At 31.5% G+C, this 18521-nt stretch carries 19 protein-coding genes; 9 read left to right on the top strand and 10 right to left on the bottom strand.

The features are described from left to right. Positions 1 to 2: 2 nt before the first annotated feature. Entirely contained in the window at positions 3 to 677 is a 675-nt protein-coding gene (gene trmB / locus N1F78_RS07925) for a tRNA (guanosine(46)-N7)-methyltransferase TrmB (RefSeq protein WP_406685638.1), read from the bottom strand. Between the two features lie 158 nt (positions 678 to 835). On the opposite strand from trmB, the gene N1F78_RS07920 reads away from it, so the two are divergent. Next, on the top strand, positions 836 to 1888 hold the full coding sequence (locus tag N1F78_RS07920) for a glycosyltransferase (protein ID WP_406685637.1): 1053 nt from the start codon (positions 836 to 838) through the stop codon (positions 1886 to 1888). Here the strand turns inward: N1F78_RS07920 and N1F78_RS07915 are convergent. Continuing rightward, positions 1871 to 2917, bottom strand: a complete 1047-nt coding sequence (locus N1F78_RS07915) for a sensor histidine kinase (RefSeq protein ID WP_406685636.1) — start codon at positions 2915 to 2917, stop codon at positions 1871 to 1873. The genes N1F78_RS07920 and N1F78_RS07915 overlap by 18 nt on opposite strands. 6 nt (positions 2918 to 2923) lie before the next feature. Continuing rightward, positions 2924 to 3604, bottom strand: coding sequence for a response regulator (locus N1F78_RS07910; protein WP_406685635.1), 681 nt, complete (start codon positions 3602 to 3604; stop codon positions 2924 to 2926). A gap of 192 nt (positions 3605 to 3796) precedes the next feature. On the opposite strand from N1F78_RS07910, the gene N1F78_RS07905 reads away from it, so the two are divergent. Together N1F78_RS07905 and N1F78_RS07900 are read left to right on the top strand one after the other, a co-directional pair. Beyond that, positions 3797 to 4141, top strand: coding sequence for a T9SS type A sorting domain-containing protein (locus N1F78_RS07905; RefSeq protein ID WP_406685634.1), 345 nt, complete (start codon positions 3797 to 3799; stop codon positions 4139 to 4141). 81 nt (positions 4142 to 4222) lie between these two features. Beyond that, positions 4223 to 5203: an acyl transferase gene (locus N1F78_RS07900; protein ID WP_406685633.1), complete on the top strand. Its 981-nt coding sequence runs from the start codon at positions 4223 to 4225 to the stop codon at positions 5201 to 5203. 144 nt (positions 5204 to 5347) lie between these two features. Here N1F78_RS07900 and tyrS read toward each other — a convergent pair whose 3' ends face one another. Continuing rightward, complete coding sequence (tyrS, locus tag N1F78_RS07895; protein ID WP_406685632.1) at positions 5348 to 6643, bottom strand: tyrosine--tRNA ligase; 1296 nt, start codon at positions 6641 to 6643, stop codon at positions 5348 to 5350. Between the two features lie 121 nt (positions 6644 to 6764). Between tyrS and N1F78_RS07890 the strand changes: the two genes are divergently transcribed. Continuing rightward, positions 6765 to 7766: an NAD-dependent epimerase/dehydratase family protein gene (locus N1F78_RS07890; protein ID WP_406685631.1), complete on the top strand. Its 1002-nt coding sequence runs from the start codon at positions 6765 to 6767 to the stop codon at positions 7764 to 7766. On the opposite strand, the gene N1F78_RS07885 is transcribed toward N1F78_RS07890, so the two are convergent. From N1F78_RS07885 to N1F78_RS07875, 3 genes are read right to left on the bottom strand one after another with little or no spacing between them, the layout of a single operon-like run. Next, positions 7750 to 8298 carry a DUF4296 domain-containing protein gene (locus N1F78_RS07885; RefSeq protein ID WP_406685630.1) on the bottom strand — a complete coding sequence of 183 codons (549 nt, stop codon included), beginning with the start codon at positions 8296 to 8298 and terminating at the stop codon, positions 7750 to 7752. The genes N1F78_RS07890 and N1F78_RS07885 overlap by 17 nt on opposite strands. Continuing rightward, positions 8295 to 9635 carry a dihydroorotase gene (locus N1F78_RS07880; protein ID WP_406685629.1) on the bottom strand — a complete coding sequence of 447 codons (1341 nt, stop codon included), beginning with the start codon at positions 9633 to 9635 and terminating at the stop codon, positions 8295 to 8297. Before N1F78_RS07880 ends, N1F78_RS07885 begins: the two co-directional genes overlap by 4 nt. 31 nt (positions 9636 to 9666) lie before the next feature. Then, positions 9667 to 10389 carry a polyprenol monophosphomannose synthase gene (locus tag N1F78_RS07875; protein WP_406685628.1) on the bottom strand — a complete coding sequence of 241 codons (723 nt, stop codon included), beginning with the start codon at positions 10387 to 10389 and terminating at the stop codon, positions 9667 to 9669. Between the two features lie 116 nt (positions 10390 to 10505). Here N1F78_RS07875 and N1F78_RS07870 point away from each other — a divergent pair, with 116 nt between their 5' ends. The 3 genes from N1F78_RS07870 to N1F78_RS07860 all read left to right on the top strand — a co-directional run bounded on the left by N1F78_RS07870 (position 10506) and on the right by N1F78_RS07860 (position 13350). Beyond that, positions 10506 to 11150, top strand: a complete 645-nt coding sequence (locus tag N1F78_RS07870) for a DUF4271 domain-containing protein (protein WP_406685627.1) — start codon at positions 10506 to 10508, stop codon at positions 11148 to 11150. Positions 11151 to 11173: 23 nt separating this feature from the next. Beyond that, entirely contained in the window at positions 11174 to 11923 is a 750-nt protein-coding gene (locus N1F78_RS07865) for a uroporphyrinogen-III synthase (protein ID WP_406685626.1), read from the top strand. A gap of 146 nt (positions 11924 to 12069) precedes the next feature. Beyond that, positions 12070 to 13350: a T9SS type B sorting domain-containing protein gene (locus tag N1F78_RS07860; protein WP_406685625.1), complete on the top strand. Its 1281-nt coding sequence runs from the start codon at positions 12070 to 12072 to the stop codon at positions 13348 to 13350. 33 nt (positions 13351 to 13383) lie between these two features. On the opposite strand, the gene pckA is transcribed toward N1F78_RS07860, so the two are convergent. After that, positions 13384 to 15000 carry a phosphoenolpyruvate carboxykinase (ATP) gene (gene pckA, locus N1F78_RS07855; protein WP_406685624.1) on the bottom strand — a complete coding sequence of 539 codons (1617 nt, stop codon included), beginning with the start codon at positions 14998 to 15000 and terminating at the stop codon, positions 13384 to 13386. A gap of 71 nt (positions 15001 to 15071) precedes the next feature. Continuing rightward, entirely contained in the window at positions 15072 to 15458 is a 387-nt protein-coding gene (locus N1F78_RS07850; RefSeq protein ID WP_406685623.1) for a DUF423 domain-containing protein, read from the bottom strand. A gap of 166 nt (positions 15459 to 15624) precedes the next feature. Here N1F78_RS07850 and N1F78_RS07845 point away from each other — a divergent pair, with 166 nt between their 5' ends. After that, on the top strand, positions 15625 to 16095 hold the full coding sequence (locus N1F78_RS07845) for an Lrp/AsnC family transcriptional regulator (RefSeq protein ID WP_147134731.1): 471 nt from the start codon (positions 15625 to 15627) through the stop codon (positions 16093 to 16095). An 83-nt stretch (positions 16096 to 16178) separates the two neighbouring features. On the opposite strand, the gene N1F78_RS07840 is transcribed toward N1F78_RS07845, so the two are convergent. Next, positions 16179 to 17720: a glycine--tRNA ligase gene (locus tag N1F78_RS07840; RefSeq protein ID WP_406685622.1), complete on the bottom strand. Its 1542-nt coding sequence runs from the start codon at positions 17718 to 17720 to the stop codon at positions 16179 to 16181. Between the two features lie 105 nt (positions 17721 to 17825). Here N1F78_RS07840 and N1F78_RS07835 point away from each other — a divergent pair, with 105 nt between their 5' ends. Continuing rightward, complete coding sequence (locus N1F78_RS07835; RefSeq protein ID WP_406685621.1) at positions 17826 to 18506, top strand: ComF family protein; 681 nt, start codon at positions 17826 to 17828, stop codon at positions 18504 to 18506. Positions 18507 to 18521 lie beyond the last annotated feature (15 nt).

The raw sequence follows: 18521 nt of genomic DNA, 5'->3' as shown, positions 1-18521 counted from the left end.
ACCTACTTAATTTTAAATCTAATATACGTAATTGGTTTGTTTTGCTCTAAATAATGTGATTCATAAAAAGTTTGAACTGCAGTAACATCTTCCGGACTCCCCTCTTGTTTATAAACATCATGATTAGCATATAGCACTTCATGACCCGCCCCATGCAATAACCCTAATGTGTAGCCATGCATAAACTCACTATCTGTTTTTAAATTCATAACCCCATCTGGTTTAAGCACCTGTTTATATTTTTTTAAAAACTCAGCATTTGTCATTCGGTGTTTAGTGCGTTTATATTTAATTTGAGGGTCTGGAAACGTTATCCAAATTTCATCTACTTCATCTTCTGCAAAGGCATATTCAATAAGCTCTATTTGAGTTCTTAAAAAGACTACATTATGAATATTTTCTTCTATTGCCGTTTTTGCTCCTCTCCAAAACCTTGCTCCCTTAATGTCAATTCCTATAAAATTCTTATTTGGATACTTTTTTGCTAAAGCCACTGAATATTCTCCTTTACCACAACCTAGCTCTAAGACAATAGGATTACTATTATTAAAAACTGTTTCTCGCCAATTACCTTTTAACTCATAATCAACACTAACCAAATCATCTCTTGTTGGCTGATAAACGTTAGAAAATGTTTCGTTTTCCTTAAACCGCTTTAATTTATTTTTGCTTCCCACTTCTAGTTAACTATTTCTTATTATTCAAGAATTTTTGGTAAAATTACGGAAATATACAACAGCGTTTATATCTTTATTTTTGCTTTTACTCATTAACCTGAGAAAACAAAACATTATTCGATTGAGGTTTTCAGGCAATTATTGAAACTGTATTTATTTTGAAGAATAAAAAAAGAATTTTAGTTGCACCTTTAAATTGGGGGCTAGGACATGCTACTAGGTGCATTCCTATAATTTATGCCTTGATTGAGTATAACTTTGAGCCTATTATTGCCAGTGATGGGGTTGCCTTATCACTCTTACAAAAAGAGTTCCCCTCACTATCATCAATAGAGTTACCTTCATATAATGTAACCTATGCAAAAAAAGGCAAAAACTTTAAATTAAAACTTATAAAAGATACTCCAAAGCTTATAAACGCAATTAAAGCTGAAAAAAAAGCAACCAAAGCCATTGTTGAGATGCAAAACATATCAGGAATTATTTCTGACAATAGACTGGGGGTTTATAGCAAAAAAGTACCTTCGGTTTTTATAACACATCAGCTTAATGTTTTAAGTGGAAACACTACCTGGTTAAGCACTAAAATGCATGGGAAATTCATTAAGAAATTTACGGTTTGCTGGGTACCCGATGCCAAAGGAGAGATAAATTTAAGTGGAAAACTAGGTCATACCAATTCTTTTGAAATTCCAACTAAATATATTGGACCTTTAAGCAGGTTTAAAAGAAGTATGGTTGAACCTACAAATAAGATTTTAATTCTTCTCTCTGGTCCAGAACCACAACGTACATTACTTGAAGAAAAACTCTTTTCTGAACTAAAAAACTATCAAGAAAAAGTTGTTTTTGTAAAAGGTATAATGCAAAAAGAGCAAACTATTCAGGTACTTGGAAATATGACCATTTACAATTTTATGACTTCTCAATTATTAGAAAAAACCATAAATGAAAGTGAATTGGTTATTTCTAGATCTGGCTATACTACCGTTATGGATCTGGCCAAATTGAATAAGAAAGCTTATTTTATTCCTACACCAGGACAATTTGAACAAGAATATTTGGCCAAAAGGTTAACTAAGCTAAACTTTGTTCCAAGCTGTAATCAAGATGAATTTACTTTAGATAAAATTAAAGAAGCCAGTAGATTTGAAGGACTCAAGGCTTTTGATATTGAAATTAATTACAAGAAGCTATTTAACCTTTTCTAGGGTAAATGAAAACTCACTACCAACACCATATTCACTTTCTACATATATTTTTTCATCATGAGCTTCAATAATATGTTTTACTATGGAAAGCCCTAAACCTGAGCCACCTTCTTTTCTTGAACCACTTTTATCTACTCTATAAAAACGCTCAAACAAACGTTCTAAATGCTCACTCTCTATTCCTTCACCATTATCAGTTACCCTAATTATGACTTTATTTTTTATTAGGTTTTCAATACTAATTTCTGTGGTTCCCTTTTCCCTTCCATACTTTAAAGAATTAACAACTAAGTTGGCTAACACTTGTTGAATCCGTTCTTTATCAGCATTTACCATTATGGGGTAATTATAATCAGTATCAAACGTAAGAGTTATTTTTTTCTTACTGGCTTTCATCTCAAACATATCAAATACGCTTTCAACCAATTCTACAATATTAAACTTTTCATAATTAAGACTTAAATCACCAACTTCTAATTTAGTAATCATATCTAAATCATTAACTATATAACCTAACCTTTCAATACCCTTACTTGCTCTTGTTAAATATTTTGTTCTAAGTTTCTCATCATTCATAGCCCCATCAAGAAGGGTTAAGATATAGCCTTGAACGGTGAATAATGGTGTTTTAAGTTCATGAGATACGTTACCTAAAAACTCCTTTCTATATTGTTCTCTTACTCTTAAAGTTTCAATTTCTATTTTCTTATCTCGGGCATATTTGTCAATCTCATGGGTAAGAGTTCTCATATCTGTTGTAATTGACCCCTTTGTTAAGCTTGCCGATTCAAGAAGTGTTAAATCGTCATATATTTTTTTAACCCTTTTATAAATAAAACGTTCAATTCTAAACTGAGTAATTACAAACGAAAATATATACACACCAATTGATAAAATCAAAGGGTGGTACCATTTAAGATTAAAAAAATAATATAAAAAGAGACTGGTAAAGAGCGTAACATAGATAGTTATTAACAGTGCTGTCTTTAACGCAAACTTGTACGACTTTTTAAACTTGGTATGTTGCATTTGGCATTAATCTACAAACTTGTATCCAACGCCTTTGACCGTTTTAAAGCTATCGTCTCCTAATTTTTCACGAAGTTTACGAATATGAACGTCTATGGTTCTTCCACCAACAACCACCTCATTACCCCAAACAGAATCTAGAATTTCGTCACGCTTAAAAACCTTCCCCGGCTTTGATGCCAATAAAGATAATAATTCAAATTCTTTTCTTGGTAATATGACTTCTTTTCCTTTTGAAGTAACTTTATATTCGTCTCTATTAATTATTAAACTACCTATTTTTACAGTATCTGCAACGTCTTCTTCTTTAAAACGTCTTAAAAGTGCTTTTACTTTGCTAACTAAAACCTTTGGTTTAATTGGTTTAGTTATATAATCGTCTGCACCTGCATCAAAACCTGCAACCTGAGAATAATCTTCTCCTCTAGCAGTTAAAAATGTAATTATTGAATTTTTTAAATCAGGGTTTTTTCTAATTAACTCACAAGCTTCAATACCATCCATTTCAGGCATCATTACATCTAAAATAATCAATTGAGGCAACTCTTTTTTAGCTTTTTTCACACCTTCAAAACCATTTTCTGCAGTAATTACCTGATAGCCTTCACTAGATAAATTATATCCAACTATTTCCAAAATATCTGGCTCATCATCAACTAATAATATTTTAATATCCTTTTTCTTCATTTTGAAATTAAAGTTTGTAGTAAGTAAAGATAAAACTTAATGTACAAAATAATCAATATTGAATAATTAATAACATTAATATAACAAACCTCTTACTAAAAATTAACTTTCGACTAAAAACAATAACCTTTAACACTTTTTTGGTATAACTTTTGCTATTATTTTGTAACTTAGAACAAGTAATTAAAGCCTATGAAAAAAAGCTACTTTTTAATTTTATTTTTCTTTTTGGCATTTTCATTCACCTCAATAAATGCAGGTGCTCAAAATTTTGCTTCAGATACTTCTGTACAAAAAAATATAGAAGGTTTATCTATATTCCCAAACCCTGTTAATATTGGAAGAACCTTTATTACAGTATCCTCAGCCAACAACTCACTAAAATATATTGAGTTTTTTAATGTATTAGGAAAACGGATTTACAACACTAAATTAATTGGTAAAGAATTAAATATTTCTAACTTAAACAAGGGAGTTTATATTATGAAAATCACTGAAAATGAAATCAGTGAAACCCGAAAATTGATAATCAAATAATTTATATAAATATTATATTTTAAAAGCGTTGCCTAAAGCAACGCTTTTTATTTTTACATACTTTTGCTTAGGATAAAAGTTATGATAGACCCAAATACAATTTTCAATATTAAAACAGAGCAAGAGTTTAACTCAAAAGCTCTTGATGTTTTTAAGTTTCAGTTTGAAAACAATAAAGTCTACCGTTCTTTTTGTGATTTATTATATAAATCTCCAAGTGATGTAGCTTCAATAAAAGACATACCTTTTTTGCCAATCCAATTTTTTAAATCACATGAAATTTTAAGTTCAAAAAACAACATTCAATCTACATTTAAAAGCTCAGGAACAACGGGAAGTTCACCTAGTAAGCATCATGTTACAGACTTGAAAATTTACAACCAAAGTTTTAGTTTTGGTTTTAAACAGTTTTATGGAAATATTGAAGATTATGTGGTTTTGGCACTTTTACCATCATATTTAGAACGCGAGGGGTCTTCTTTAATATATATGGTAAACTCATTGATTAAACAATCTAATCAAATTGAAAGTGGATTTTATTTAAACAATTTTTCTGAGTTAAAAGACATATTAATTAAGGTAGAGTCTAAAGGAAAAAAAGTACTTCTTATTGGAGTATCCTTTGCTCTTTTAGATTTGGTTGAAACCTATCAGTTTAATTTAAAAAACACCATAATCATGGAAACTGGTGGTATGAAAGGCAGAAGAAAAGAATTGATTAGAGAAGAATTACACCATATTTTAAAATCAGGGTTTGGAGTAAACACTATACATAGTGAATATGGCATGACAGAACTACTAAGTCAAGGTTATTCCAAAGGTAATGGCTTATTTAATTGCCCAGACTGGATGCGTGTTTTTACTAGAGATACTGAAGACCCGCTTTCAACTTTAAAATCAGGAAAAACTGGTGGGCTTAATATTATTGATTTAGCAAATATTAATTCTTGTTCATTTATAGCTACTCAAGATTTAGGCAGAATAAATACTGATGGTACTTTTGAAGTTATAGGACGGTTTGACCATTCAGACATTAGGGGTTGTAACCTTATGGCTATGTAAAAACTGTTTAAAAAAAATTGAATTATTATGTAAGCTTTTGAATTAAATAACGACCAATACTAAAAGCTAAGAAAAAGAAAGATTAGTTTTTAATTGGTTGGTTAGTTGTTAAGCCTGATTCTCTCAAATCAGGCTTAACTGTTTTTATATGGTTCTTAATACGAAATAATTTTTCTTACCGCGTTGTAAAAGCACGAATTTATCGTTAACTAAATCTTCTTTTGTGATTTTGTAATCTTCTTTTACTTTTTGCTTATTTACCGAAATTGAATTCTCTTTTAAAGCACGTCTAGCCTCTCCATTAGATTTTAGAAAACCTCCTTTTTCTGCTAAAGCAGCAATCATGTCTAAACCATTTTCTACCTCAGCAAAAGCAATTTCTTTTTGTGGCACACCATCAAATACATCTAAAAAGGTTTGCTCATCTAATTCTTTTAAATCTTCGCTTGTAGACTTTCCAAAAAGAATATTACTAGCCTTAATAGCATTATCTAAATCCGCTTCAGAATGCACCATTTTAGTAATTTCTTCTGCTAAACGTTTTTGTAACACTCTAACATGGGGTGCCTTCTTATGTTCTTCTACTAAAGCTGTTATTTCTTCTTCTCTTAAAAATGTAAAAATCTTTATGTACTTCTCAGCATCTTCATCAGATGAGTTTAACCAATATTGATAAAATTTATATGGCGAAGTTCTTTTTGAATCTAGCCAAACATTGCCTCCCTCAGATTTTCCAAATTTAGAACCATCAGATTTTGTGATTAACGGGCAAGTTATGGCATAGCCTTTTCCTCCTGCAATTCGTCTAATCAATTCTGTTCCCGTTGTAATATTCCCCCATTGGTCACTTCCTCCCATTTGTAAGCTGCAATTATTCTCTCTATACAAATGCAAAAAGTCATAGCCCTGTACCAATTGATAGGTGAATTCTGTAAAACTCATCCCTTCTGAGGAGTCAGACGAAATTCTATTCTTAACAGAATCTTTTGCCATCATATAATTTACAGTAATATGTTTACCAACATCACGAATAAATTCTAAAAACGAAAACTCTTTCATCCAATCGTAATTATTCACTAAAACAGCAGCATTATCAGCATCACTTTCAAAATCTAAAAAGTGTGATAATTGACCCTTTATAGCTTCCTGGTTATGACGAAGTGTTTTTTCATCTAACAAATTACGTTCATTTGATTTTCCAGACGGGTCACCTATCATACCCGTTGCTCCACCAACCAATGCCACTGGTTTGTGCCCACAACGTTGATAATGAGCTAAAATCATAATTGGCACCAAATTACCAATATGTAAAGAATCAGCTGTCGGATCAAACCCTATATAGGCACTTTTCATACCTTCCATTAAATGTTCTTCGGCTCCTGGCATTACCGTATGAATCATTCCTCTCCAAGTTAACTCTTCAACAAAATTCTTTATCATTTTAATAGGTTTAGGTTTAAATTTATAAATACCCTGGCGTACGCTTTTTAAAAAACTATGCAAAGATAAAAATCAATGTATAATTACTTAGGTATTATGAATAATTCTTTACTTTAGTCGCATGATTTTAGTAACCGGTGGTACAGGGTTAGTAGGGGCACATTTGCTTTATAAACTTGTTAGTAATAATAAAAAAGTGAGAGCCATTTACAGAAATGAGCGCAAACTTAATAATGTTAAAAACGTATTTTCTACTTATACCGACGATTATAAAACCTGCTACAATAATATAGAATGGGTAAAAGCAGATATTTTAGACATTCCTTCTTTAACCAAAGGACTTATTGGCATTGACTATGTGTATCATTGTGCTGCTTTTGTTTCTTTTGACCCAGGCAAATATCATCTTTTACGAAAAACTAATATTGAAGGAACAGCTAATGTTGTTAACATTAGTAATTCTTTAAATATTAAAAAGCTTTGTTATGTAAGTTCAATTGCTACACTTGGAAATACACTAAACAATACCCCAATTACAGAAGAATCTGTTTGGAACCCTGAAGATGACAATAGCGTTTATGGGATTACTAAATACGGTGCTGAAATGGAAGTTTGGCGTGCTACTCAAGAAGGATTAAATGCCGTTATTGTTAACCCAGGTGTTATATTAGGAGCAGGAATTTGGAGATACGGCACTGGAAGTTTTTTTAAAAAAGCCGCTAAAGGTCTAAAATACTATACTTCTGGAACTGTTGGTTTGATTTCTGTAGAAGACGTTACCAACATTATGATTAATTTAATGGAAAGTAATATTAAAAATGAACGCTACGTTCTTGTTGCTGAAAACTGGAGTTATAAAGATTTTTTACAAGCCCTTGCAAAATCTGTAAATGCAAAACCGCCAAAAAAGCTAGCTGATTTATTCTTGCTAAAATTAGCATGGAAACTAGATTGGTTAAAAACCAAACTAACTGGTAAAAACAGGCATTTAACCAAACATATAGTTAAATCATTAACTACAGAGAAAAATTATAAAAGTGAAAAAATTAAAGACATTTTAAAGTATAGCTTTAAACCAATTAATGAAAGTATTAGTGAAATTGGTTCTAATTTTCTGAAATAGGATCAATTAAATTAATCTCCAATTCTTCATCAACCTCTTTTGGTAATATAATTTTAGATAAGGAATCCTTAATTCTAATAATTTCTAAAGAATCTTTCCCTTTAAAAAGGGTTATAGAGTCTCTTTTCTTTATAACCGCATCTAATGAATCTTTACTCCTTTGCTCTCTTTCAACCCGCTCTTTCTCTTCTAATTCTTTAAATTTTCCTTTTAAAAGCTCTAAACTATCTTTTACCCTTTGGTAAATTTCTTCATAATCTTTTATGCGTTCTGTATAATAGGTATTACTTTCGGCAAATTGTAAGCTATCAATATTGTACTTATTTAAAACATAAGTGTTAGCATTGGTATAAATTCCTTTTTCTTCTAAAATTCTCTTGTTAGATGCATTTGCTGAAGCTAATAAGCTTGCATCAATTAATATATTAACCATTTTGTCCTTAGAAATTAAATTCTTAGGTTTTTTGGGTCCACCACAAGAAACAGCAACAAACAAAAAAAGAATAAAAATTAGAATTCGTTTTAAAATCATCTATTAAAGGTTAATCTTTTAGCATATTTTACTTTACTAAATTTTGCGTTCTGATATGCTAAATTACCATTTATAAAAGTATGTGTTATCCTAGATTTAAATGTGGCACCTTCAAAAGGAGACCATCCACATTTATACAAAGTGTTTTCCTTAGTTACAGTCCAAGGGTTATTTAAATCTACTAATACTAAATCTGCAAAATAACCTTCCTTAATATAACCACGTCTATCAACATCAAATAAAATAGCTGGATTATGGCACATTTTTTCAACTATTTTTTCCAAAGAAATTTTTTCTTTATGGTACATTTCTAACATAGCTGGTAAGGCATGTTGAACTAATGGCCCACCAGAAGGTGCTTTAGTATAAACGTTATTTTTCTCTTCTAAAGTATGTGGTGCATGGTCTGTAGCAATTACATCTATTCTATCATCAAGCAATGCCTGCCATAATTGTTCTCTATCTTTAGCCGTTTTTACCGCAGGGTTCCATTTAATAAATGTTCCTTTTTTATCATAATCTTCATCAGAAAACCAAAGGTGATGAATACAAACTTCTGCTGTAATCTTTTTATCCTTTAATGGAATATCATTATCAAAAAGACCTGTTTCTTTACCTGTTGAAAGATGAAATACATGTAACCTTGCACCTGTTTCTTTAGCCAGCTCTATAGCTTTTGAAGATGACAAATAACAAGCCTCTTCACTTCTAATTATTGGATGCTGACTTATTGGAATATCATCACCATACTTTGCAATATGCTCTTTTAGATTACTTTTAATGGTTCCTTCATCTTCACAATGCACAGAAATTCTAAGGTTTGTACTTTCGAAAATCTTTTTTAACACTTTAGGGTCATCAACAAGCATGTTTCCAGTTGAAGAACCTAAAAATAACTTTAAGCCTGCTACCTGATTTACATCTAGTTTTAAAATCTCGTCTAAATTATCATTCGTACCACCAAACATAAATGAATAATTGGCTGATGATGTTTTAGAAGCAATATCAAATTTTTCCTCTAATTTCTCAACAGTTGTTGTCTGGGGACTAGTATTAGGCATTTCAATAAAAGAAGTAATACCTCCCGCAATAGCGGCCTTAGATTCTGTTTCAATATTGGCTTTATGGGTTAACCCTGGTTCTCTAAAATGTACCTGATCATCAATAGCTCCTGGCAATAAATATTTCCCCTCGGCATCTAGAACCAAAACATCTGCAGATTTTGGGGTTAAAGATTCACCTATCTTCTTAATATATTCTCCCTCAAGTAAAATGTCTCCGCTAAAAACAATTCCTTCATTTACTATGTTGGCATTTTTTATAAGTGTTTTTTTCATTCTTCAGTAAAATTTTAGTCTTATAAAGACATTATTTTTTAAAAAGGCTCTTTAGTTTCATTGATATAACCCCAAAAACAGCTTCCGAAATAATTCCACCACTTAACTTAGATACGCCTTTTGTTCTATCTGTAAAAATCACAGGAACTTCAATAATTTTAAACTTCTTCAAATAAGCTTTAAACTTCATTTCTATTTGAAATGCATAACCTATAAATTTAATAGCATCAAGGTTTATTGCTTCCAAAACTGCTCTTTTATAACAGACATAACCCGCCGTAGTATCGCTAATCTTCATACCCGTAATAAACCTCACATATTTTGAAGCACAATAAGACATCAACACTCTTCCCATTGGCCAATTAACAACATTTACCCCAGTAATATATCTGGATCCAATAGATAAATCAGCACCTTCAATAGCACAGGTATTATATAATCGTTGCAAATCATTTGGATCGTGAGAAAAATCAGCATCCATTTCAAAAATAAATAGATAATCTTTGGCAAGGCACCACTTAAATCCGTGAATATAAGCAGTTCCTAGGCCCGACTTCTCTTGTCGTTCTTCAAGAAAAAGTCTATTAGGAAAATCTTTTTGTAGTCGCTTGACTTCTTGGGCAGTTAAATCTGGTGAATTATCATCAACAACAAGAATATGAACAACATCAGATTGAGAAAAAACAGCTTTAATGATAGCCTCAATATTCTCAATTTCATTATAGGTTGGAATTATAACAATGGCTCCTATCATTCGTATTCAGTTGAGCTTTTTATTTTTAACAAATGTACATTAATAAGCCTTTATTTTTTTTAAATATTCCTTAATAATTTAGGCATCTTGTTAATTATTTGTGATAATTTTACATCATGTTTAGGGAAATTGCATCAAATGAAATATTTACAATTTTATTGGTAATTGCACTTGCCATTATTGCTATTGCAAAATTAACTGCTCCTAAAAGGTTTGAAGATTTTATTTTTGTAATTGGCAACTCTAAATACCTGAAAATCTATTCAAAAGACCAAAAATTCTTAGATAAATTTGACGCTTTACTTTTTACTAATTTAATAATTAGTGCTTCAATTTTTGCTTATATAATTTACCAGTTTCAATTTCAAATTAAGTCTATTTCAATAAACACTCTATTTAAATTTGCAATTGGCATTGGTGCCTTTATACTAGTTAAAGTACTATTGGAAAGGCTTATTGGCAGTCTTTTTGAATTAGACAAAATATTAGACCAATACATTTTTCAAAAAATAAGTTATAAAAACTATTTAGGAATTTTATTGCTTCCTATTAATGCCATTATGCTATACAGTTTTAATTTAACGTTAACTTTGATTTATATAATGATAACAATCTTGTTAATTGTTAATATTATTGGACTTATAACCTCTTTTAAAACTCATCAAAGTTTAATAAAACAGCATTTTTTCTATTTTATTTTATATCTTTGCGCTCTTGAAATTGCACCATATGTGATATTATATAAGGTGTTTATTATCTAGAAAAGAACAAACTACCTGCGCTTATGAAAGTGAAAACAATTTTAGTATCTCAACCAGAACCTAAAATAGAGAACTCGCCGTACTTTGATTTACAAGAAAAACAAAAAGTAAAAATAGACTTCCGACCTTTTATTCATGTTGAAGGGGTTCCTGCCAAAGATATTAGACACCAGAAAGTTGACTTAAACAACTATACAGCAATTATTTTAACCAGTAGAAATGCCGTAGACCACTTTTTTAGAGTAGCTGAAGAAATGCGTTTTAAGGTTCCTGACTCCATGAAATATTTCTGCCAATCTGAGGCAGTGGCTTACTACCTACAAAAATATGTTGTTTATAGAAAACGAAAAATATATGTAGGCAAACGTACTTTTGCAGAATTATCTCCTTTGATTAAAAAATACAAGGATGAAAAGTTCTTACTACCAAACACAGATAAGGTAAAACCTTTGGTACCTGAAACATTAAATGCTTTAGGTGTTGATTGGAAACAGGCAACATTTTTCAAAACTGTTGTAAGTGATTTATCTGATTTAGCCAATGTATATTATGATGTATTGGTGTTTTTTAGTCCATCTGGAATTGAATCATTGTTCAAGAATTTCCCAGATTTCCAACAAAATGACACACGAATTGCAGTATTTGGAAACACCACAATTAAAGCCGTAAAAGAAAAAGGCTTGCGTGTTGATATAGCTGCTCCTACCCCAGAAACACCTTCAATGACTATGGCTTTAGAAAAATATATAGAAAAGGCCAATAAAGGGAAATAACTATTTATAAAATAAAACTAAAGCCCAATTTTAAAAAATTGGGCTTTTTTTTGCAATTAACTTAAGTTAATTTTCTAGTATTTAACATACTATATTTGTAATATTGAAATAAAAACAATTTTTACCAGATTTCAGCTTCACCAATAATGTTACGCAACAAGTATTTACCAATATTCATTGTTTTTCTATTAATTATTAATCCTGTTAATGGTTATGAATTACTAGATACTACTTGTTCAAAAAATGAGCATATTAATAAGATAAAACATTATAATTATGCGCCTCCTTTATGCACCGGACTAACAATGCCTTTAGACGGTGATACCAATATAGCGGTTAGCACTGGTTTATCTTGGACAAGAGTAAGCAACGCTACTGGATATAAGCTTAATATTGGAACTGCTCCAGGGGCCAATAATATCTTAAACGGATTTGATGTCGGCAATACTGCTAATTACCAGAACTCAAACAAATTACCAGAAAACACCATTGTATTTGTTGTAATTACTCCTTATAATGCAGATGGAGATGCTTTAAATTGCAATGAGGAAAGTTTTACAACTGGCCCAGATATACCTCCTCCAAACTGTACAACACTACTAACTCCAACTCCAGGAGCTATTGATATAGGAATAAACCCTCTTTTCTCATGGCAACCGACTAATACGGCATCAGGCTATCTAATTTCTATGGGAACCAACCCCGGAAATACTGATATTTTGAATAATGAGGATGTTGGTGATGTAACAAATTTCACACATATGAATGATTTACCCAACGGCACAACCATTTATGTAGAAATTATACCATATAATTTAGCTGGAAATGCCTTTGGGTGCCAGGATTTTTCATTTACTACTGGAGCAGTTGATTTAAGACCAGAATGCACAACTTTAACAACACCAATTCCAGATTCTCAGGATGTACCTGTTGACACTAACTTAACATGGGAGAAAATTCCTGAAGCTGTTGGATATATTATTACCTTAGAAACACTAACAGACAATATAGATATACTCAATAGATTTGATGTTGGGGACACCGATATTTACCATCCGCCCGGAGATTTACCTGGAAGCACAACCATGTATGTGACTATTACTCCTTATAATATTTATGGAGAAACAGAAAATTGTTTAGTGCAAACTTTTTCAACCGGATTAGAAGATGTGTACCCTCCTCCAAAATTCTTTACACCAAATGGTGATGGCATTAATGATATTTGGATAGTTCCCAATCCAATAAATCGCATTAAATATGTTTGCATTTTTAACCGTTATGGCAAATTATTAAAACAACTTAATGATCTTTCAGAAGGTTGGAATGGAACGTTTAACGGAATACCATTAGCAAAAGATGACTACTGGTATAATATAGTTTACAACGATGGTAAAAATACCACAGGGTATTTTAGTTTAGTTAGATAAAGGCCTTACTTATCTACTTATCACAAACTTTTTTTAAAATGCATATCGTTGAGGACCACCGCGTCTTATCTCTTCACTGCAATGTGCTTCAAATTTTTTAAAATTATGTCTAAAAGCATTCGTCAATTTAAACGCCATGGTATAATAGGCCTTATCATCATTCCAAGTTTTCCTAGGGCTTAAAACACTTGTTGGTACACCTGGACAAGTTCTTGGTTGAGCTACGCCAAACACAGAATGAATATGATAATCATCATAATTATATAATCCTAATTCTCCATTTAATACTGCACTAATCATAGCCCTGGTGTACTTCAATTCCATACGCTTACCAACTCCATATGGTCCACCAGTCCATCCGGTATTAACAAGCCAAACATTAACTCCTGCTTCAATCATTTTTTTACTCAGCATTTCAGCATACTTTGCAGGGTGCAAAGGCATAAATGGTGCGCCAAAGCAAGCAGAAAATGAAGGAACTGGCTCAACAACGCCAGCTTCAGTGCCAGCAACTTTAGCAGTATACCCTGAAATAAAATGATAGGCCGCCTGACTAGGAGTTAGTTTAGAAATAGGTGGAATTACACCAAAAGCATCAGCGGTTAAAAAGAAAATATTCTTTGGGTTTTTACCTATTGACGGTATCTTAATATTTTCAATATGATGAATTGGATAACTTACTCTAGTATTTTGGGTAATACTTGTATCCGCAAAATCTACGATACCATTTTCATCTAGAATAACATTCTCTAAAATAGCTCCTTTTTTAATAGCACCATAAATATCTGGTTCTTGTTCTTTAGACAGATTTATAACCTTAGCATAACATCCCCCTTCAAAATTAAAAACGGTATTCTCATTTGTCCAACCGTGTTCATCATCCCCAATTAAACTTCTATTAGGATCTGTTGAAAGTGTTGTTTTTCCAGTTCCTGAAAGCCCAAAGAAAATAGCAGTATCACCATCTTTACCAATATTAGCACTACAATGCATAGGTAGCGTATTTTTAAATACAGGAAGTATAAAATTTAAAGCTGAAAAAATACCTTTTTTAATTTCACCTGTATAACCGGTTCCCCCAATAAGTGCTATCTTTTTTGAAAAATCAAGAATTGCAAAATTATGTTGTCTTGTACCATCTTCATCTGGGATTGCCATAAAGCCAGGAGCATTTACAACTGTCCACTGCGGATTAAAATTATTTAACTCCTCAGAAGTTGGTCTTAAAAACATATTATTTGCAAACTGGTTGCTCCAAGGATATTCATTAATTACCCTTATACTTAACTTATAATTTTCATCAGCACAAGCATAACAATCTCTAACAAATATTTCTTTATCTGATAAATAGTTAACTACTTTACTATATAGTCTGTCAAACTTATCAGCATCAAAAGGAATATTAATATCTCCCCACCAAATTCTGTTTTTTGTAATATCATCCTTAACAATAAATCTATCTTGAGGCGACCTACCGGTAAATTCACCAGTATTTACAGCCAGAGCTCCTGAAGAAGCCTCCTGTCCTAGCCCTTTATCAATAGAAATTTTATGAAGTTCATCTGACGATAATTGATAATTTAATTTTGCATTTTTAATGCCATAACGTTCAAGAGAAATAGTTTTTGGAGAATTTGCGCCGCTATTCATAAATTATGATAAATTATTTTATACGCAAAATTAATGGTTTTTATTTGAATTTTACACAATAAAAATACTGGTTATTTTGTTTTTCTTAAAAATTTAAAAATTAACAGCCCCCAAGATAGAATAAAAAAGAAGCCTCCTATAGGTGTGATAAACCCTATATTTCTAAAATCAAATGACGTTAACTCATTAGTTGCCAAACCATAAATAGAGCCAGAAAAAAAGATCACCCCAAAAACTACTAAATAATAAATCGTTCTTTTCATTCTTATACTTATTAAGGAATTGCTACCTACAAATAATAATAAGATAGCATGATACATTTGATAGCGCACGCCAGTTTCAAAAGTTCTTTGAGATTCAACCGAAATTACCTCTTTTAACCCATGAGCACCAAAGGCACCTAAAACAATTGCTATAAGACCTAAAGCTGATGCCATAATTAAAATTTTTCTATTCATTTTTATTGTTTTTGAGTACCTAGTTACAAATTTATAGAACTATTCTTTATCATAACCAAAACACCATTAATATATTATTTTGTTTATCTGAACAATCAATTGTAAATTTTTAGTTTTAAATTGAAATCAAATGAATATATTTGTCTTATAAAAAGAAACCAACTAAATGAAATCAAAAGACAAAGCTTTAACCATTGATGGAATAGATAAAAAGATTTTGCGTGCTCTAATGGTAGATGCAAGAACACCAATCTTAGAAATTGCTCGTAATGTAGGTATTTCGGGTGCAGCTATCCATCAACGTTTACGTAAATTAGAGAAATCTGGTTTAATTACTGGTTCAAAATTTGTAATCAACCCAAGAGTTTTAGGCTATACTACTGTTGCTTTTATTGGCGTTTACTTAGACAAAGCTATTCATAACCCAGAAGCTATAAAACAGCTTAAAAAAGTTCCTGAAGTATTAGAATGTCATTACACCACTGGTAATTGGAATGTATTAATTAAGATTATTTGTAAAAATAATGCCCATTTGATGCATTTACTTAATGACGAAATTCAAACTATTTCTGGTGTTTCTAGAACCGAGACCTTTATTTCTTTAGATCAGCAGATTGATAGACAGATGAAGATCTAATATCTTGAATATGATTTAAAAACAAAACCCCGAACAAATTGTTCGGGGTTTTGTTTTCAAACTTATACTTTTATAGAAAAGCCCTACATCTTCATTAACCAAGATCGCACATCTACTTCTTTTTTAATGATGTCTCTTAAATCGTCTATTTTTACTCGCTCTTGAGCCATCGTATCTCTATGACGAATAGTAACGGTATTATCATCTAAAGTATCATGATCTACAGTTATACAGAATGGCGTACCATTGGCATCCTGACGCCTATAACGTCTACCTACCGCATCTTTTTCATCATAAATAACGTTAAAATCCCATTTTAATTCGTCAACAATTTTACGTGCCACATCTGGCAAGCCATCCTTCTTAACCAATGGTAAAACAGCAGCTTTAACAGGCGCCAAAACACTAGGTAATTTTAACACCGTTCTTGTGGTTCCATTTTCCAGCTCTTCCTCCTGTAAAGAATTTGAGAAAACTGCTAAAAACATTCTATCTAAACCAATAGAAGTTTCTAAAACATAAGGTACATAGCTTTTATTTTCTTCATGATCAAAATACTGAAGTTTCTTCCCTGAGTATTCTTCATGCTGACTTAAATCGAAATCTGTTCTTGAATGAATACCTTCTAACTCCTTAAACCCAAACGGAAATTTAAACTCTATATCTGCTGCTGCATCGGCATAATGTGCTAATTTTTCATGGTCATGAAAACGGTATAAATCTTCACCCATACCCAAAGAAAGGTGCCATTTTAACCTAGTTTCTTTCCAGTGTTCATACCATTCTTTTTGCGTACCTGGTTTAATAAAGAATTGCATTTCCATTTGTTCAAACTCACGCATTCTAAAAATAAATTGTCTTGCTACAATTTCATTTCTAAAAGCTTTACCGGTTTGAGCAATTCCAAAAGGAATTTTTAAACGGCTTGTTTTCTGGACATTCAAGAAATTTACAAAAATTCCTTGTGCCGTTTCTGGGCGTAAATATAAATCCATGGCACTATCGGCCGAAGCTCCCAACTTAGTACCAAACATTAAGTTAAATTGCTTAACATCCGTCCAGTTTTTAGAACCTGTTAATGGATCAGCAATTTCAAGTTCCTCTATCAATGCTTTTACATCGGCTAAATCTTCATTTTCTAAAGATTTAGCCATTCTAGTTAAAATAGCATTAATCTTTTCTTGATATCCGAGAACACGCCCATTTGTAGAAACAAATTCATCTTTATTAAAAGCATCACCAAAACGTTTAGCTGCTTTCTTTACTTCTTTATCAATTTTAGCCTCTAGTTTTGCACAATAGTCTTCAATTAAAACATCTGCTCTATAACGCTTTTTAGAGTCTTTATTATCAATAAGAGGGTCATTAAAAGCATCAACGTGCCCTGAAGCTTTCCATGTGGTTGGATGCATAAAAATAGCAGCATCTATACCCACAATATTTTCATTCATCTGTACCATGGCTTTCCACCAGTAGTCACGTATGTTTTTCTTTAATTCTGCACCGTTTTGAGCATAGTCATAAACTGCGCTTAATCCATCATAAATTTCACTACTTTGAAATACATATCCGTACTCCTTTGCATGTGAAATAACCTTCTTAAATTTATCATCTTGATTTGCCATAGGTGCAAAAATAAAAAACCCCTTGAAACTGAAAGCTTTCGAGCATAAAAATTAAACCAAAATTGATATATTTTTTGATTAAGTTTACAACAACATGTCATTTAAATGTTTAAATCCTTAGTAAATTTATTTTTTCCAAAAGTTTGTTACGCTTGTCTAAACCCATTAAACGACAACGAGGATACTATTTGTATTGATTGCAGGCATGATTTACCAATTACTAATTTTCATATTGACCATAATGATGCTGTTAAAAAAGTGTTTTACGGGCGTATCAAAATTGAAAACGGTACCGCGCTTTTTAGGTTTGAAAAACAAGGTATTGTGCAAAAACTTATTCATGGACTTAAATACAAAGGCTATGAAAACATAGGTAACACTTTAGGAATTTGGCTTGGTGGCGAATTAAAAAACATTGAATCTTACCAAAATATTGATGCCGTTATTCCGGTGCCTTTGCATAAAAAGAAGCTGCAAAAAAGAGGCTATAATCAGGTGGCGAAATTTGGTCAACAAATTGCGCTGGCTCTAAATGTAGATTATCTAGAAGACACCTTGGTTAAAATAACCAATACCAAATCTCAAACCCAAAAAACCAGATTCTCTCGTTGGAAAAACAGTAATGAACTTTTTGCATTAAAAAATATTGAATCAATAGAAAATAAACACATTCTAATAGTAGATGATATTATTACAACAGGCGCTACTTTAGAAGCTTGTGCAACTGTATTAAACCAAGCACCAAACGTTAAAATAAGTATTGCTACTATGGCAATAGTACCTTGATTTATCCGTTATTTT

This window comes from Seonamhaeicola sp. MEBiC01930 (genome assembly GCF_045277075.1).
In the GTDB taxonomy this organism is placed as follows: domain Bacteria; phylum Bacteroidota; class Bacteroidia; order Flavobacteriales; family Flavobacteriaceae; genus Seonamhaeicola.
This window is presented reverse-complemented; position numbering and strand designations above follow the sequence as displayed.

Bases quoted from the DNA above. Each gene is read 5' to 3' on its own strand.
- N1F78_RS07875 (WP_406685628.1), bottom strand. From the start codon at position 10,389: ATGATAGGAGCCATTGTTATAATTCCAACCTATAATGAAATTGAGAAT.
- N1F78_RS07900 (WP_406685633.1), top strand. From the start codon at position 4,223: ATGATAGACCCAAATACAATTTTCAATATTAAAACAGAGCAAGAGTTT.
- N1F78_RS07880 (WP_406685629.1), bottom strand. From the start codon at position 9,635: ATGAAAAAAACACTTATAAAAAATGCCAACATAGTAAATGAAGGAATT.
- N1F78_RS07835 (WP_406685621.1), top strand. From the start codon at position 17,826: ATGTTTAAATCCTTAGTAAATTTATTTTTTCCAAAAGTTTGTTACGCT.
- pckA (WP_406685624.1), bottom strand. From the start codon at position 15,000: ATGAATAGCGGCGCAAATTCTCCAAAAACTATTTCTCTTGAACGTTAT.
- N1F78_RS07850 (WP_406685623.1), bottom strand. From the start codon at position 15,458: ATGAATAGAAAAATTTTAATTATGGCATCAGCTTTAGGTCTTATAGCA.
- N1F78_RS07860 (WP_406685625.1), top strand. From the start codon at position 12,070: ATGTTACGCAACAAGTATTTACCAATATTCATTGTTTTTCTATTAATT.
- N1F78_RS07885 (WP_406685630.1), bottom strand. From the start codon at position 8,298: ATGATTTTAAAACGAATTCTAATTTTTATTCTTTTTTTGTTTGTTGCT.
- N1F78_RS07905 (WP_406685634.1), top strand. From the start codon at position 3,797: ATGAAAAAAAGCTACTTTTTAATTTTATTTTTCTTTTTGGCATTTTCA.
- N1F78_RS07915 (WP_406685636.1), bottom strand. From the start codon at position 2,917: ATGCAACATACCAAGTTTAAAAAGTCGTACAAGTTTGCGTTAAAGACA.
- N1F78_RS07865 (WP_406685626.1), top strand. From the start codon at position 11,174: ATGAAAGTGAAAACAATTTTAGTATCTCAACCAGAACCTAAAATAGAG.
- N1F78_RS07870 (WP_406685627.1), top strand. From the start codon at position 10,506: ATGTTTAGGGAAATTGCATCAAATGAAATATTTACAATTTTATTGGTA.
- N1F78_RS07840 (WP_406685622.1), bottom strand. From the start codon at position 17,720: ATGGCAAATCAAGATGATAAATTTAAGAAGGTTATTTCACATGCAAAG.
- N1F78_RS07910 (WP_406685635.1), bottom strand. From the start codon at position 3,604: ATGAAGAAAAAGGATATTAAAATATTATTAGTTGATGATGAGCCAGAT.
- N1F78_RS07845 (WP_147134731.1), top strand. From the start codon at position 15,625: ATGAAATCAAAAGACAAAGCTTTAACCATTGATGGAATAGATAAAAAG.
- tyrS (WP_406685632.1), bottom strand. From the start codon at position 6,643: ATGATAAAGAATTTTGTTGAAGAGTTAACTTGGAGAGGAATGATTCAT.
- N1F78_RS07890 (WP_406685631.1), top strand. From the start codon at position 6,765: ATGATTTTAGTAACCGGTGGTACAGGGTTAGTAGGGGCACATTTGCTT.